Here is a 13,487-nt window from a genome sequence, read left to right on the forward strand (position 1 = left end):
TTACTATCATGAGCACGACGATCACGCCTATGCATCCGGCCGGAAGCTTCGCACCCGGACTTCTCCCTCCCTTCACGCCCGCGCCTTCTCCGGCACAGAAGGCTGCGCCCAGCCATCGCCGCAGGCATGCCGCTCTTGCGGTCATGTCCGCATTCGTTGCGCTGCTGCTGTTCCTGGCGCTCGCCTTCCATGGCTATGCCGCCTGGGTCATCGCCCACCCTTACGTGCCGGCGCTGACCACGAATCCGTTCGATGCCAAAGGACTGGCGTACAGCGATGTCGCCTTCCCGAGCAAGAGCGGCCGGACGACCGTCCATGGCTGGTATATTCCGTCCAATAGCGGAGCCGGAGCCGTCACAATCGCAGCTGCTGCGGCCACTGTAGGAAACGCCCCTTCCGCTAACGGCGGAACCCCTTCTGATACCGGCACGTCGTCGACGGCAAAAGCCGCCGCTGCCCCGGCGCATTCCGACCGGACCGTCGTCTTCAGTCACGGCTACGGAGCGAACCGCGAGGAATCCTGGGTTCCCATGTACGATTTAGCCGAGCTGCTGCATGGCCTGCACTATAACGTCTTCATGTTCGATTACGGTTATGCCTCTTCCGGCAAACGGACGCCCGCTACGGGCGGGAAGGAAGAGTCCCAGCAGCTGCTCGCCGCCGTCCAATACGCGAGGTCGCAAGGCGCCGGCGAAGTCGTCGTCTGGGGGTTCTCCATGGGTGCCGGAACCGCGCTGCAAGCGGCGCTGCAGACGGACGCTTCCGACCGGATCGATGCCATGCTGCTCGACAGCTTGTTTCTGCCGAGCTCCGACTCCATGTACAACAACCTTCGCCAATATATGAAAGACATTCCGCGTTATCCGTCGGTTCCGCTCATTAAATGGATGCTGCCGTTCTTTACCGGCGTCCAACTGGACCGTCTGCCGGTTAAACAGGTCATGCAGACTGCTTATCCAATGCCGGTCTTCATCATGCACGGCACGGGCGATGCCATCGCCTCCGTGTCCACGGCGGAGCAGATCGCAGCCGACCAGCATGATTCGCTGTCGCGAAGCTGGGTCGTGCAAGGCGGCCAGCATGAACTGCTGTTCAGGGCGCACCCGAAAGAATACATCCAGCGCGCGGCCTTGTTCCTCAGCCAAGTGGATGCTGCTTATAAGTCTGCTTAACCCGATTCAAGCACAACCAAACAAGGGCTCGCCGCGCGGCCGCCGATTCAGGCGGCCCGCACAGCGAGCCCTTGTTCACGTTCATTGACGCTTATTGTTTGAGCAGCGACAGAAACTCCGAACGGAGCGCCGCGCTCGTGCGGAATTCGCCGCGAACGGCGGACGTTACCGTCATGCTGCCCGGTTTCTTCACGCCGCGCGCGCACATGCATAGATGCTCGCCTTCCACGACGACCATAACGCCGTGCGGCTGCAGCACTTCTTCCATGATGTTCGCGATTTGCGACGTAATGCGCTCCTGCACCTGCAGACGGCGCGAGACGGCCTCCACGAGCCGTGCCAGCTTGCTTAATCCGGCGATCTTGCCGCTCGGAATATAGCCGATATGCGCTTTCCCGAAGAATGGCGCCATATGATGCTCGCATTGGCTGTAGTAGACGATATCCCGGACGATGACCAGTTCTTCGTGCTGCTCGTCGAAGGTCACGCCAAGCACGTCGCGCGGATCGACGGCATAACCCGCGAAGATTTCCTCGTACATGCGCGTGACGCGCGCGGGCGTCTCCAGAAGTCCCTCGCGGTTGACGTCTTCTCCGATTAGTCCGAGAATTTGTCCGATGTGATACTCTATTTTCTCCCGATTATCCGAAACGTGTGAATTGACGTAGTCTTTCATTCCCGCCATTTGCGCATCGTCTCCTTTCCCTGAAAACCGTCAGGCAACGAGAACGATTATTTTCGTTTGCCCGGGCGCTGCTGTTGGTTTTTCATCATGTTTTGCGCCTTCGACAGCTGCTGGTTGTTCATGTTATACCCCATCTGCTTCGCCATCTTCTTCAGCATTTCCGGATCGTTCTGCATCTTCTCCAGCTGCTTGCGGAGATAGTAGACGCCAACGAAGAAACCGCCGACGGCACCAACGATGAGCGTAATGATCGAAATAATGACCGTCCACATAATCGTTCACCTTGCCTTGTCTCTAATAGTCATATTGCATTTAATAATAGCATGAGGGACCATGCGTTCGCAAACGGCAGAATACAACAATTCGCGGCAGCAGGATTACGTCCGCGCAGCCAGCCCCGCCAGCGCGCTGTCGATCGCCTCGACCACGGCAGCGTCTTTCTCGCGCCCCCGGGCTTCGGAGAGCACGGCTGCGGACGCTTCTCCGCCGATCCGCCCCAGCGACCAGGCAGCGGTCGCACGCAGCTCGAAACGCGGATCATCCCGCAGCACGCCTTCCAGCGCGGGAACGGAAGCCGCATCCTTGAAATTGCCGAGCGCGATAACGGCATTGCGCTGAATCGGCTTGCGTCCCCGCCAAGCGGAAGCATTGGAGCCGTACCGCTCCTTGAACTCGCGGTTGCCCATCGTCAAGAGGGGCACCAGCAGCGGCTTTACCAGCTCATTGTCCGGCACGAGTTCCGGATGATGCGACGCATGCTTGCCTTTGTTCTCCGGACAGACGATCTGACAAGTATCGCAGCCGTACAAGCGGTTGCCGATCTTGCGCATCATTTCGTCCGACACAAGTCCCTTGGTCTGCGTGACGAACGAAATGCACCGCTGCGAATCGAGCTGCCCCGGCGCGACGAGCGCATCCGTAGGACAAGCATCGATGCAGACGGTGCATTCGCCGCAGCTTTCGGTTACCGGCTTGTCGGGCGGCAGCGGCAAGTTCGTAATCATCTCGCCGAGGTAGACCCAGGATCCCCATTCCGGCGTAATGATGGCACAGTTGCTGCCGGACCAGCCGATGCCGGCACGCTGCGCGACGGCGCGGTCCGACAGCGCCCCCGTATCCACCATGCTGAGGAAACGTCCTTCCGGCACGCGTTCCTGCAGCCAATTCTCAAGCCGTTTCAGCCTGTTCCGCAGCACCGTATGGTAATCCTCGCCCCAAGCGGAACGGGACAAGATACCCCTTCTGGCTCCGGGAACGGATTTCGGCGGATCTTGGAGCTTGGACGGATACGCAATCGCGATCGCAATAATGGACTGCGGATCCTCGAACAGGAGCTCCGGCTCCGTTCGTTTGCGAAGATCGGGTTCTTCGAACCCGGATTCGTACCCTAGCGCCCGGTGTCGTTCCAGCCGCTCCTTCAATTCCGTGAACGGCTCCGCGGAAGCGACGCCGATCTTGTCGATGCCGAGTTCTTCCGCGGCAGCCTTCATGTCGTCTTTCAACTGCTGCCAATCCATGCCGCCGCTTGCCAACCCGGCACCTCCTTCCTGCTCGCTTTACAAATGCGCCCACCGCGTGATCGGCCACATAATAATATCCGCCCGGCCGAGGATCTCGCTTCGCGGCACGGCTTGAAACTCACGGCTGTCGCGGCTTGCCTTTGCATGCCGGTTGTCGCCCATGACGAAATAATGATCCCCGGCTACGGTGACCGGCCCGAAGTCGGCATCCTCGATCAGCGCGTCCGTATACGGCTCCAGAACGAGCTTGCCGTTGCGGTACAGCTCTCCCTGGCGGATTTCAATCCGGTCGCCGGGGCTGCCGACAATCCGTTTCACGAGGTATTCCTTATGGCCCGCCGTTTCGGCAGGGTCATGCAGAATCACGACGTCGCCGAGTTGGGGCGAACCGAGCCGATAGCTGATCTTGTTCACGATCAGCCATTCTTTCTCGTACAGCGTCGGCTGCATCGACTGGCCTTTCACGGTCGAAAGGCTGAATACGAAATAGTGCATGCCCAGCACGACGAGAACGGCGATCACAAGCGTGCGTCCCCAGTCCCTCACTTCCAACAGCCATGGCGGCATCGTTCTGGCTTGCGCCCTTCTTCGGCCCTCTTCCGGTTTCTTGGACAAGGAACGTTCTTCCTTCGTTCTTACGGGTGCCGTTCTGCCCTTGCGCGGTCCCAAGGCCGCCTGTTCGACTTCCCGCGGTGCTTCGCTATTCGAACCCGGACCCGTATTCATTGACTGCTACACCTCGCCCGTTTGTTTGTGCCACGCGTCGTAATACGACATAATATGGTGGTCATTGAACGGAGCCTCTCCATTTTGCGCGCGGTGGAGCAGCGCTTTAAGCCCCTCCATTACTTTTCGGTTGACTTCTTCCGAATAGTGATAGGCGATTTTGTGCATCTCGTATTCTTCTTGATCCACGACCTGAGCCTTGCCCCCGCAGGGGACGATGACATCGAGATCGTAGTCGATATACGTCAGCACGTCGTTCTGGAAAAACAACGGCGAGGCCACATTGCAATAATACCGGACGCCATGGTCTTCCAGCAGTCCGACGACGTTGAACCACTCGCCCGGGATGAAGAAGGACACCGCCGGGACCCGGCTGATCCACTGCTTGCCGTCCGCTTCCTGGATCGGGGTCTGACGGTTGATGAAGACGATCATCGATTCCGCGGCATGCTCCGGGGCCAGCTGTTCCGCGGGCACGAGCCAATTTTCCAGCCACATCCGGTGCAAATGCCCGTTATTCTTGAAGCTCTTAATGACACAGGGCCTATAAGTTGTCATAAGCTATACTCCTACGCAGACAGGATTTCTTGAAAGTCGTGAAATGCGAGCGCGAATGCGAATGCTGCTATGAATTATTATTCCAACAATGAAGCATAATCTTTCCTATAAGTTAAGAAAAGCATATCTGTTCGCCAAAAGCAATGACGGCAGATATGCTTGTCCTTCGAAATAACGGTATAGAGAGAGGAATGAAGCCGGGGAGTTACCCTGCGACAATGCTCAGCTTCTGGAAGGAACGGAAGAAATCCGCCGCGACGTAGCCAAGCGATTCATAAAGTGAGAGGATAGGTTCGTTGTGCTCGTCCGCCGTGATCATGATCTTGGACACGTTCCGTTGGACGAAACGCTGGCGAAGCGAGGCAATCAGCTTCTTGCCGATTCCTTGGCGCTGATACTTCGGATGAACGGCAATGCGATAGTAGTATCCGCGGCCATTATCGATCGTACCGATCATAATGCCTGCGATTTCATTACCTACAGCAGCGACAAGCACTAATTCGCTGTCCCAAGAGAGTTGACGGGCAAATGCTTCAATCGTCTGCTCGTAACACTCCTCCGACAAGACGGTCTCCAGCAGCTCGGTAACAGATTGATAATCGGCTAATTGGAAGGATCGAACGTCCATAACTTTAAGCTCCTCTTCAAACGCAGTATGAAATGATAGACTAACGAATAATTTAGGTAAAATTAATAATACGACAAATTCATTCGAATTCCTTCTAAAACCTTTAAAAAACCTTAAAAAATTTAGAATATCACTCTTTTTCTGATGAAAACGCTTTATTGCAAACGTTTTCATTTGAATGCTATCCGTTTAATGTTCGTTTTCTCTTCATTTCGGTACGATTGCTATAGGTCGCTATACTTATATTTATGACGGCGGCACGAGTTGATTCCAAGCTTATCGGTGTCGTCAGCGTTAACAGCTTGCCTAGTGTTTTCAGGCAAGGGCGCAAAAAACCTCGGACGCGCTCGTCCGAGGTTGCATGTTAGCGCCTACTTCATCATTCCAGTTACCGATTGCTGCTCCCGCCCCGCCGCGTTCAGCTTCGCCCAGATGCCCCGATGCATACTGAACCGTACGCACAACTTAGGCGGTAGCTTCCTGTAGCGCTTCCCGAGTTGGAAGCCGAGCAGCTTCGCCCCGGCATCTGCCACGAGCTTCGGAATCCATAGCCACCGCCTGCTGCGAATCAAGAACTGCAGCTGCTGGCGAACGAGGCTCGAGCCGGCCTTCCCGACGGAAGCATACGGGTACACCCATTCGTTATCCCGCATGGAGACCCCATTATCGAAATAACGTCTGAATTGCTGCATGACCGTATAATGATGTGAATGGATGACGCGTGCCTCGGCAACATACCGAACGGCATACCTGTTCAACACGCAACGCGCGGCGAAGAACAGATCCTCGTTAAACAGTACAGGCGCATCGAATTGACCAAGTTCATCGAAAATCGTTTTCTTATAGGCAGCGCACACGTTGGAACAAAAAAACGTCTTAATGCCCAGCCGAGGAAGATCGGACCTTTGCTTGCGAATCGAGACCGGCGGATAGTTGTTCTCCCTCGCCATCCGTTCCAAGCCATCCGCGTCCTCCCTGGCGATTTGCCGCGCATAGGCGCAGGCCGTATCTTCTTCCGCGTACAAAGCTTCAATCAGACGCTCGATCAGATAATCATCGTCCGGGTACGCATCCTGCGTCATGAAGAGGAGCGTGTCGCCCTTCGACTGCTTAGCCGCGGCATTCCGCGTCCCGCCATGATCGAAGTTCGCCTTAGCGATCGGAATGACGCGTACGCCTACCCTGCGGGCCGTCTCGGCCGTACCGTCCGTCGAGGCGGAATCAATTACGATGATTTCATAAGGAGGCTGAGATTGGCTTTGAAGCCGTCTAAGAAGCCGCTCGAATTCGGGGCCGGCATTATAGGTCGGAATAATAACGGAAACGCGATAATCCGGGTTAGTAGGCATTTTTATTCAACAAACCTTTCGTTACCGTCCGCATAATGATCCGCAGATCGAATAAGAACGTCCAGTTCTCGATGTAGAAGAGGTCATGTACGATCCGCTCTTCTATTGATGTGTCGCCGCGAAGACCGTTTGTCTGCGCCCAGCCCGTAATTCCCGGACGGATATGATGCTTGACCATGTATTTCGGAATCTCTTCTTTGAACTGCTCCACGAAGAAAGGCCGTTCCGGCCGCGGGCCGACGACGCTCATATGACCTGCGAGCACATTAAAGAATTGCGGCAGTTCGTCAAGGCTTGTCTTCCTGAGGAATGACCCGAACCGCGTTCTTCTCGGGTCATTCTCAACCGTCCATTGCGTATCGCCAACATGAGGTGCGGAAATGTGCATCGAACGGAATTTGTACATATGAAAATTACGCCGATCAAGTCCCATTCGCTCTTGTTTGAAGAGCACCGGACCTGGAGAAGTTAATTTGATGCCCAGATAAATAAGCAGCATGATCGGTGAAGTAATGACTATGCATATCAACGAGAAAACAATATCAAACGTCCGTTTCAATAACCGATTGCTCAATTCATCCAGCGGAATATCCCTAATATTAATAAGCGGCAGCCCGGCGAAATTATCGAAGAACGGGCGAGCCGGCAATAAATCGAAGAAATCCGGGATGATAAGCGTCTTCACGCCCGCTTTCTCGCATTGGTCGATGATATACGCGTATTTCTTGTATGCTTTCAGCGGGAGCGCGATGATGACCTCATCGACTACCATCGTTTCGAGAACGTGGCTCAAATTATCGATCAGCCCCAGAATGGGCTTATACTGCAAATGCTCATCCGCGTGAACGACCTGAAAATCATCCAGAAAACCAATGGCCTCATACCCTAATTCGGGATGTTGCTGCAAATTGTCGTGGAAGCTTCTCCCCACCGACCCAGCTCCCAGGATAAGCACATAACGCTTGTTAAACCCTTTTCTCCTCAAACGGGACAATAAAGATTTCAGCACATATCGATAAGCGATCATGCCTGTCACATTAGCAATAATGAAAATCGCCAAAAATTCGCGCGAAATATGTACTTCCTTGGAAATAAACAGCAAGCTTAGCAAGCCCAGAAAGCTAATTCCTTGTACTTGAAAAACTTTCAGAATATCATAGGAAGAACTCTTTCTGCGTCTTGGCGCATAGAACCGAACGTAGAATCCGATCAAGATTGAAGCAAACGAATATACCGTTCCCCAAAGCAAATAATCCTGGAACGGCAACGTACGATAAAATGGCAGGAAACCACTTATGAATTTCAGCCAATAAGCCGCAAAAAACATCATCAGGGTACAAAGCAGATCCGCCAGTACATAGATTTGCGTCAAGAAACGTTGATTTTGTCGGATCATGATCCTCATTCCTTGTAATTCTAGTATTCGAACGTGTCGAATCTACTTCTCATAGTATCAAAAAATGTCAGAAGAGCCAACTATAAGATTACTTTTACTAATTCTTTATTGCCGCACCTCTGTGCACTCTCTAATGGGGGAATACGATACTGCTTGATTCGACAACATGAATACGAAAAGCCTCGTCCAGTTCGGACTCGGCTTATCCATAGAACTTTAGGTCGTACAATAAAAGGTACTTTACAGCTATTTACTTCCAATTTATTGGTTATGCTCCAGCAGAAACTCCCGGAGTGCCTCGCGCCATGGCCGCAGATCATATAATCCATTCTGACGAATTGCCGCGTGATCCATCACCGAATAAGACGGACGTGGCGCCGGGCGTGGGAACTGCTCTGTTGTACAGGGCTCAGTGCGAACAGGCATACCGCTCTCTTCGAATATCGCCTGCGCAAACTCGTACCATGAACAGGTGCCCGTATTCGATGCGTGATACACCCCATACTTCTCCGTCTGCATCAGATCGATCAAGAAAGCCCCTAAATCGCGTGTAAACGTAGGTGAGCCGATCTGATCCGCCACCACGGTAAGTGAGTCCCGCTCCCCCGCGAGCTTCAGCATCGTTTTCACAAAGTTGTTGCCATATTTGCCGTACACCCATGATGTACGCACGATGAACCACCGGCTCGACAAACTTTGCAGTAACACTTCCCCTGCACGCTTCGACTTACCGTAAACGGATTGCGGATTCGTGTTATCATACTCGTCGTATGGCGCTGTACCGCGACCATCGAATACATAGTCAGTGCTGACATAGAGCAGCTTAATGCCAAGCTCCTCCGCCGCGATTGCCAGATTGCGCGTACCTAACGCGTTCACGCGATAGGCCTTCTCCGGTTCTGACTCCGCCTTATCGACTGCAGTATAAGCAGCAGCATGCACCACTCCGTCTGGCTTTACTTCCCCCAGCACTTCACGGCAACGTGCAAGATCTGTTATATCTAGCTGGTCTCGGCCGAATCCAACGATATGCACGCGGTCATTGCTCAGATGAACCAGTTCTTGACCTAATTGTCCATTCGCCCCTGTCACCAGCAGCCTTACCACCGCATCCGCGCTCATCCGTTAGCCTCCTAGACGTTCCCCATACTGCTTATCGTAATAATCGCGATAACCGCCTGACTTTACTTGCTCCATCCATTCTTGATTGCTCAAATACCAGCGGATGGTTTCAACGATGCCCGATTCATAATTATACTTCGGCTGCCAGCCAAGCTCCGTGCGAATCTTCGTCGCATCAATCGCGTAACGGCGATCATGACCTAGACGATCCGTTACGAACGTAATAAGCGACTCCGGCTTGCCAAGCTCCTGCAAAATCGTCCTCACAACTTGCAGATTATTCCGCTCATTGTTGCCGCCGACGTTGTACACCTCGCCATTCACGCCTTTGCGAATCACGAGATCGATTGCGCTGCAGTGATCCTCAACGTAGAGCCAGTCACGCACGTTCAGACCATCACCGTACACTGGCAGCTGCTTGTCCGCGAGCGCGTTCTGAATCATCAACGGAATCAATTTTTCCGGAAATTGATAGGGACCGTAGTTGTTCGAGCAACGCGTAATGTTCACGGACAATCCGAACGTCTCATGGTACGCGCGCACGAGCAGATCGGCTCCTGCCTTGCTTGCGGAGTAAGGACTATTCGCGGCTAGCGGCGTCGTTTCACTGAACAGTCCCGTGTCGCCGAGCGTACCGTATACTTCATCCGTCGAAACCTGGACAAACTTGCGAACCTTAAACTCCTTCGCCAAGTCGAGCAAGGTTTGCGTCCCCAGAATGTTCGTGCGTACGAAGACATCCGGTTCCAGAATACTGCGATCAACATGCGACTCCGCCGCGAAGTTGACGACTACATCTATCCCCTGCTCGAAAAGAGGCCGAAGCGCTTCGCGACTCGTGATGTCGACACGAGCGAATTGGTAATTCGGCTCGTTCTCTACAGCATGTAAGTTTTCGAGGTTCCCTGCATAGGTTAGCGAATCCACATTAATAATTCTATCTTCCGGATGCTCTCTCAGCATGTAATGCACAAAGTTGCTGCCGATAAACCCGGCGCCGCCGGTAACAAGCATACGCATAGTTAGTCTCACCCTTCGAATGTATAATTGTGCTCGGCCTGTGCGAGGGGCGGATGCTTCTCATCTTTGCCCGACAGTATCGGCGTGCTGATCGGCCAGTCAATCGACAGCCCCGGATCGTTCCATGCAATGCCGCGGTCATGTTCGGGTGCATAATAATCGTCCACTTTGTACAGAAACTCTGTATTCGGCTCAAGCGTGCAATATCCATGCGCGAAGCCCTTCGGGACGAGTAGCTGACGCTTGTTCTCCGCCGACAGTATGAAACCTTCCCATTGTCCATACGTAGGTGAACCACGACGCAAATCAACAATGACATCGTAGACCGCACCGGCCGTCACTCGCACGAGCTTCGTCTGTGCCTTAGGGCTTAATTGATAATGCAGCCCTCTAAGCACGCCGACCTCGACGGAAAAGGCGTGATTATCTTGCACGAACGCATGGTTTAATCCCTGCTCCGCGAAGCGCTGTGCATTGTATGATTCCATGAAGAAACCGCGATGATCACCGAACACCGCCGGTTCGATCAGCTTTGCGCCTATGAACTTCGTATCGATGACTTTCATCATTTCAGCAACACCCTTTCTAAACTTACAACTTCAACTTGCCGAAGTCCTCGCCGAACAATAGATCCTGCGCCAGTTCATTAGCTTTCGCCAGCGACGCATGCGTACCTGCATCCGTCCACCAGCCTTCAAGCACATCGTATCCCAGCTCGCCGCGATTAATATACTCATTGTTAACGTCCGTGATTTCCAGTTCCCCTCGTGCAGAAGGTTTGAGTGTCTTCACAATATCAAACACCTGCGAGTCGAACATGTAGATTCCTGTCACTGCATAGCTGCTCTTAGGCATAGAAGGTTTCTCTTCAATTGAAACAATTCGATCTCCATCCAGCTCAGGCACGCCGTAGCGCTTCGGATCATGCACCTCTTGAATAAGGAGCTTTGCACCTTTACCTTGCCTACGAAATCCCTGCACATATGGCGCGATGCTATCCGAGAATACATTGTCGCCCAAAATCACGACCATCGAGTCACTTCCGACGAAATGTTCAGCAAGCCCTAGCGCCTGCGCGATGCCGCCCGCTTCATCTTGCACCTTGTAAGTGAACGAGACGCCCATCTCTACACCGCTGCCGAGCAGATTAACCACATCGCCCATGTGATCCTTCCCGGTGACGATTAAGATGTCAATAATATCCGCTTCCTTCAACTTAGCTATCGCATGGAAAATCATCGGATACTTACCAACTGGCAGCAAGTGCTTGTTCGTTACTTTCGTAAGTGGATACAGACGCGATCCTGTACCTCCTGCAAGAACGATACCTTTCATTGTTGACACTCCATTCCTAGATAATTATTATGATTTAAGTACTCCACAATGCACGCTAAATATTCGTCGTATCGGAGAAGTGTCGAAGTTATTCAAACAATGAAATCAGTCTCATCAGGGACTACAATATCATCATGTGCATCAAGAACGGAAGATAGCAATGTAGTACCTGACCTAGGCGAGCCAAAAATAATAAACATTTTAATGTCTAGGTCTCCATAATCATACAAAGAAATATTTCTCTAGCAGAATACAAATCGCATGGTATATTGGTAAATGCCTTTCTTGTATATCAGGAGTACTGTCTAACGGGACTCGAATCACAACATCACATAACGATGCCATTTTCCCACCGTCTCTTCCTGTCAAACCAATAGTGATTAGACCTTGGGCCTTTGCAACCTGGATTGCACGAATAACATTCTTTGAGTTTCCAGATGTTGAAATTCCAAGTAGAACATCATTCACTCTGCCTAATCCATAAACTTGTTGAGCAAAAACAAACTCTGGATTCATATCATTCGCATATGCCGTCCAGAACGAGGTTGCCCCAACAAGAGAAATCGTTGGCAGCGCTCCTTGCAATTGATCAGCTATAGCATGTCCTTCCCCAGGAAAAAGGGCTTCGAGCTTACTCTGATGAGCCTCAGGGAGAGCACGCCTTAACATAAAACCCTTCATGAGTTCACCTGCAATGTGCTCACAATCAGCTGCCGATCCTCCATTCCCGCAAAGTAGCAGTTTCCCTCCCTCGCGGAAGCTATCTCGCATTTTTGTAAAGACTACTTGTATATCGCTTAGGCATACTTCAAGTTCTGGATACTTAGTAACAAGCTGTTCTAGTGTAATATCCATAGTTCCCTCCGTGCGTGCTTAATAAGTTTATTTAACAGTTCTATCTTGGGATATAAATTTGGTCCTAAATAAGTGACTAATTGAGATTCTTTTAAGTTTTAAAGCATGCTTTTCAACTAAATGCCATGATATTATGGACAAAATAAGTGTGATGATAAACGATATAATAAAATTCATAAACGGACTCTTCATTGTTCCTCCATTTAGATATACTACTAACTGCTGAACAGGAAATGCAAATATATACATTCCGTACGAAAAATCACCAAAACGCGAAACCCATGTTAGTCGAATATCAGGAGATAGAGCTAAATATATAATAAGATATCCCCCAATAAAAACAAAAAGCTCCGGCCCTAGCCCACCATGCCATGTTGAGAATAACAGTAACACAACACAAAATATTGCAACTAAACGATCGATTCGAATATAATCCCTAAACGAATACAGTAACATACCGGCAGAAAAGTAAAGTCCAAATTCAAAAAAATCTCTGATATGAATCGTTCCAACGCTTTTATCAACAAGCCATGTTTGATAGTAGGTCAATGTTAAAAACATAAAAAATACAAACAGGACCACTCGCTTGTCAACCAAAAGTCTTGTTACACCAAGTATGGCAATCATAATATAAAATGTAAATTCATACTCTAATGTCCACAAAGACCCATTAACACTTTGCGGATACACATTACCTTCAAAAACACCAGGTAAGATATATCTAACGGAATATAAAAACAACATTTTAAAATAATCATAAGTTTGATGATTGTTAAAATAATCACTAGGAGACAGTGTAGAAACCAAAGGACCGAGTACGAGACTAGAAAGAGCTAGAGCAAACAAAAGTCCTGGAATAACACGCAAAATCCGCGCCTTAAAATACATCACTACGCTAGGATTTCTCAAAAAACTACTCATAATTAAAAAGCCACTAATGAGAAAAAAGATTTTCACACCCAAACTCCCATAAGAATTCAAAACAAATGGAACTGGAACCTCAGCATGCCCTGTTAATGGATATGAGTGCGAAAATATTACTAGAGTAGCAGCGAATAACCGTAAAAAATCAAAGTTGTTTGCTTTTTGATTTAAATGCTCAGCTATTGATTTGGACATAA

Annotated in this window: 16 protein-coding genes; 1 reads left to right on the forward strand and 15 read right to left on the reverse strand. The window is 51.0% G+C overall.

Annotation, left to right across the window (positions count from 1 at the left end; all coding sequences use genetic code 11):
- The first annotated feature begins 8 nt into the window (after window positions 1–8).
- The gene (locus GZH47_RS12210) at window positions 9–1,172 is read left to right on the forward strand and encodes an alpha/beta hydrolase (RefSeq protein WP_162640338.1); all 1,164 of its coding nucleotides are present in this window, start codon (window positions 9–11) and stop codon (window positions 1,170–1,172) included.
- Between the two features lie 91 nt (window positions 1,173–1,263).
- Here GZH47_RS12210 and folE read toward each other — a convergent pair whose 3' ends face one another.
- The 15 genes from folE to GZH47_RS12285 form a co-directional block, all read right to left on the reverse strand.
- A complete protein-coding gene (gene folE / locus GZH47_RS12215; protein WP_162640339.1) occupies window positions 1,264–1,857 on the reverse strand; it encodes a GTP cyclohydrolase I FolE in 594 nt (197 codons plus the stop codon).
- A gap of 47 nt (window positions 1,858–1,904) precedes the next feature.
- Window positions 1,905–2,129, reverse strand: coding sequence for a YneF family protein (locus GZH47_RS12220; RefSeq protein ID WP_162640340.1), 225 nt, complete (start codon window positions 2,127–2,129; stop codon window positions 1,905–1,907).
- Window positions 2,130–2,234: 105 nt separating this feature from the next.
- On the reverse strand, window positions 2,235–3,374 hold the full coding sequence (gene queG, locus GZH47_RS12225) for a tRNA epoxyqueuosine(34) reductase QueG (RefSeq protein ID WP_162645208.1): 1,140 nt from the start codon (window positions 3,372–3,374) through the stop codon (window positions 2,235–2,237).
- A gap of 39 nt (window positions 3,375–3,413) precedes the next feature.
- Complete coding sequence (lepB, locus tag GZH47_RS12230; RefSeq protein ID WP_162640341.1) at window positions 3,414–4,103, reverse strand: signal peptidase I; 690 nt, start codon at window positions 4,101–4,103, stop codon at window positions 3,414–3,416.
- A 6-nt stretch (window positions 4,104–4,109) separates the two neighbouring features.
- Entirely contained in the window at window positions 4,110–4,661 is a 552-nt protein-coding gene (locus tag GZH47_RS12235) for a DUF402 domain-containing protein (RefSeq protein ID WP_162640342.1), read from the reverse strand.
- Window positions 4,662–4,866: 205 nt separating this feature from the next.
- A complete protein-coding gene (locus GZH47_RS12240; protein WP_162640343.1) occupies window positions 4,867–5,289 on the reverse strand; it encodes a GNAT family N-acetyltransferase in 423 nt (140 codons plus the stop codon).
- Between the two features lie 371 nt (window positions 5,290–5,660).
- Window positions 5,661–6,638 (reverse strand): glycosyltransferase family 2 protein, encoded by a 978-nt coding sequence (locus GZH47_RS12245; protein ID WP_162640344.1) that lies wholly within the window; start codon window positions 6,636–6,638, stop codon window positions 5,661–5,663.
- Window positions 6,628–8,034 (reverse strand): undecaprenyl-phosphate glucose phosphotransferase, encoded by a 1,407-nt coding sequence (locus GZH47_RS12250; protein ID WP_162640345.1) that lies wholly within the window; start codon window positions 8,032–8,034, stop codon window positions 6,628–6,630. Before GZH47_RS12250 ends, GZH47_RS12245 begins: the two co-directional genes overlap by 11 nt.
- 261 nt (window positions 8,035–8,295) lie before the next feature.
- Entirely contained in the window at window positions 8,296–9,156 is an 861-nt protein-coding gene (rfbD, locus tag GZH47_RS12255; RefSeq protein WP_162640346.1) for a dTDP-4-dehydrorhamnose reductase, read from the reverse strand.
- 3 nt (window positions 9,157–9,159) lie between these two features.
- Entirely contained in the window at window positions 9,160–10,176 is a 1,017-nt protein-coding gene (rfbB, locus tag GZH47_RS12260; protein ID WP_162640347.1) for a dTDP-glucose 4,6-dehydratase, read from the reverse strand.
- 8 nt (window positions 10,177–10,184) lie between these two features.
- On the reverse strand, window positions 10,185–10,742 hold the full coding sequence (rfbC, locus tag GZH47_RS12265) for a dTDP-4-dehydrorhamnose 3,5-epimerase (RefSeq protein WP_162645209.1): 558 nt from the start codon (window positions 10,740–10,742) through the stop codon (window positions 10,185–10,187).
- A gap of 25 nt (window positions 10,743–10,767) precedes the next feature.
- Window positions 10,768–11,511: a sugar phosphate nucleotidyltransferase gene (locus tag GZH47_RS12270; RefSeq protein WP_162640348.1), complete on the reverse strand. Its 744-nt coding sequence runs from the start codon at window positions 11,509–11,511 to the stop codon at window positions 10,768–10,770.
- A 92-nt stretch (window positions 11,512–11,603) separates the two neighbouring features.
- A complete protein-coding gene (locus GZH47_RS34625) occupies window positions 11,604–11,711 on the reverse strand; it encodes a sulfotransferase (protein WP_162640349.1) in 108 nt (35 codons plus the stop codon).
- Between the two features lie 22 nt (window positions 11,712–11,733).
- Window positions 11,734–12,366, reverse strand: coding sequence for a D-sedoheptulose-7-phosphate isomerase (locus GZH47_RS12280; RefSeq protein ID WP_162640350.1), 633 nt, complete (start codon window positions 12,364–12,366; stop codon window positions 11,734–11,736).
- A gap of 27 nt (window positions 12,367–12,393) precedes the next feature.
- Entirely contained in the window at window positions 12,394–13,485 is a 1,092-nt protein-coding gene (locus tag GZH47_RS12285; protein ID WP_162640351.1) for an acyltransferase family protein, read from the reverse strand.
- Window positions 13,486–13,487: the final 2 nt, after the last annotated feature.

Origin of the sequence: Paenibacillus rhizovicinus (assembly GCF_010365285.1) — a bacterium.
GTDB lineage: Bacteria > Bacillota > Bacilli > Paenibacillales > Paenibacillaceae > Paenibacillus_Z > Paenibacillus_Z rhizovicinus.

Coding starts and splice junctions, on each gene's coding strand:
- lepB (WP_162640341.1), bottom strand. CDS start 4,103: ATGAATACGGGTCCGGGTTCGAATAGCGAAGCACCGCGGGAAGTCGAA.
- GZH47_RS12240 (WP_162640343.1), bottom strand. CDS start 5,289: ATGGACGTTCGATCCTTCCAATTAGCCGATTATCAATCTGTTACCGAG.
- GZH47_RS12285 (WP_162640351.1), bottom strand. CDS start 13,485: ATGTCCAAATCAATAGCTGAGCATTTAAATCAAAAAGCAAACAACTTT.
- GZH47_RS34625 (WP_162640349.1), bottom strand. CDS start 11,711: ATGTTTATTATTTTTGGCTCGCCTAGGTCAGGTACTACATTGCTATCT.
- folE (WP_162640339.1), bottom strand. CDS start 1,857: ATGGCGGGAATGAAAGACTACGTCAATTCACACGTTTCGGATAATCGG.
- GZH47_RS12245 (WP_162640344.1), bottom strand. CDS start 6,638: ATGCCTACTAACCCGGATTATCGCGTTTCCGTTATTATTCCGACCTAT.
- rfbB (WP_162640347.1), bottom strand. CDS start 10,176: ATGCGTATGCTTGTTACCGGCGGCGCCGGGTTTATCGGCAGCAACTTT.
- GZH47_RS12250 (WP_162640345.1), bottom strand. CDS start 8,034: ATGATCCGACAAAATCAACGTTTCTTGACGCAAATCTATGTACTGGCG.
- GZH47_RS12220 (WP_162640340.1), bottom strand. CDS start 2,129: ATGTGGACGGTCATTATTTCGATCATTACGCTCATCGTTGGTGCCGTC.
- rfbC (WP_162645209.1), bottom strand. CDS start 10,742: ATGAAAGTCATCGATACGAAGTTCATAGGCGCAAAGCTGATCGAACCG.
- GZH47_RS12210 (WP_162640338.1), top strand. CDS start 9: ATGAGCACGACGATCACGCCTATGCATCCGGCCGGAAGCTTCGCACCC.
- queG (WP_162645208.1), bottom strand. CDS start 3,374: ATGGATTGGCAGCAGTTGAAAGACGACATGAAGGCTGCCGCGGAAGAA.
- GZH47_RS12270 (WP_162640348.1), bottom strand. CDS start 11,511: ATGAAAGGTATCGTTCTTGCAGGAGGTACAGGATCGCGTCTGTATCCA.
- GZH47_RS12280 (WP_162640350.1), bottom strand. CDS start 12,366: ATGGATATTACACTAGAACAGCTTGTTACTAAGTATCCAGAACTTGAA.
- GZH47_RS12235 (WP_162640342.1), bottom strand. CDS start 4,661: ATGACAACTTATAGGCCCTGTGTCATTAAGAGCTTCAAGAATAACGGG.
- rfbD (WP_162640346.1), bottom strand. CDS start 9,156: ATGAGCGCGGATGCGGTGGTAAGGCTGCTGGTGACAGGGGCGAATGGA.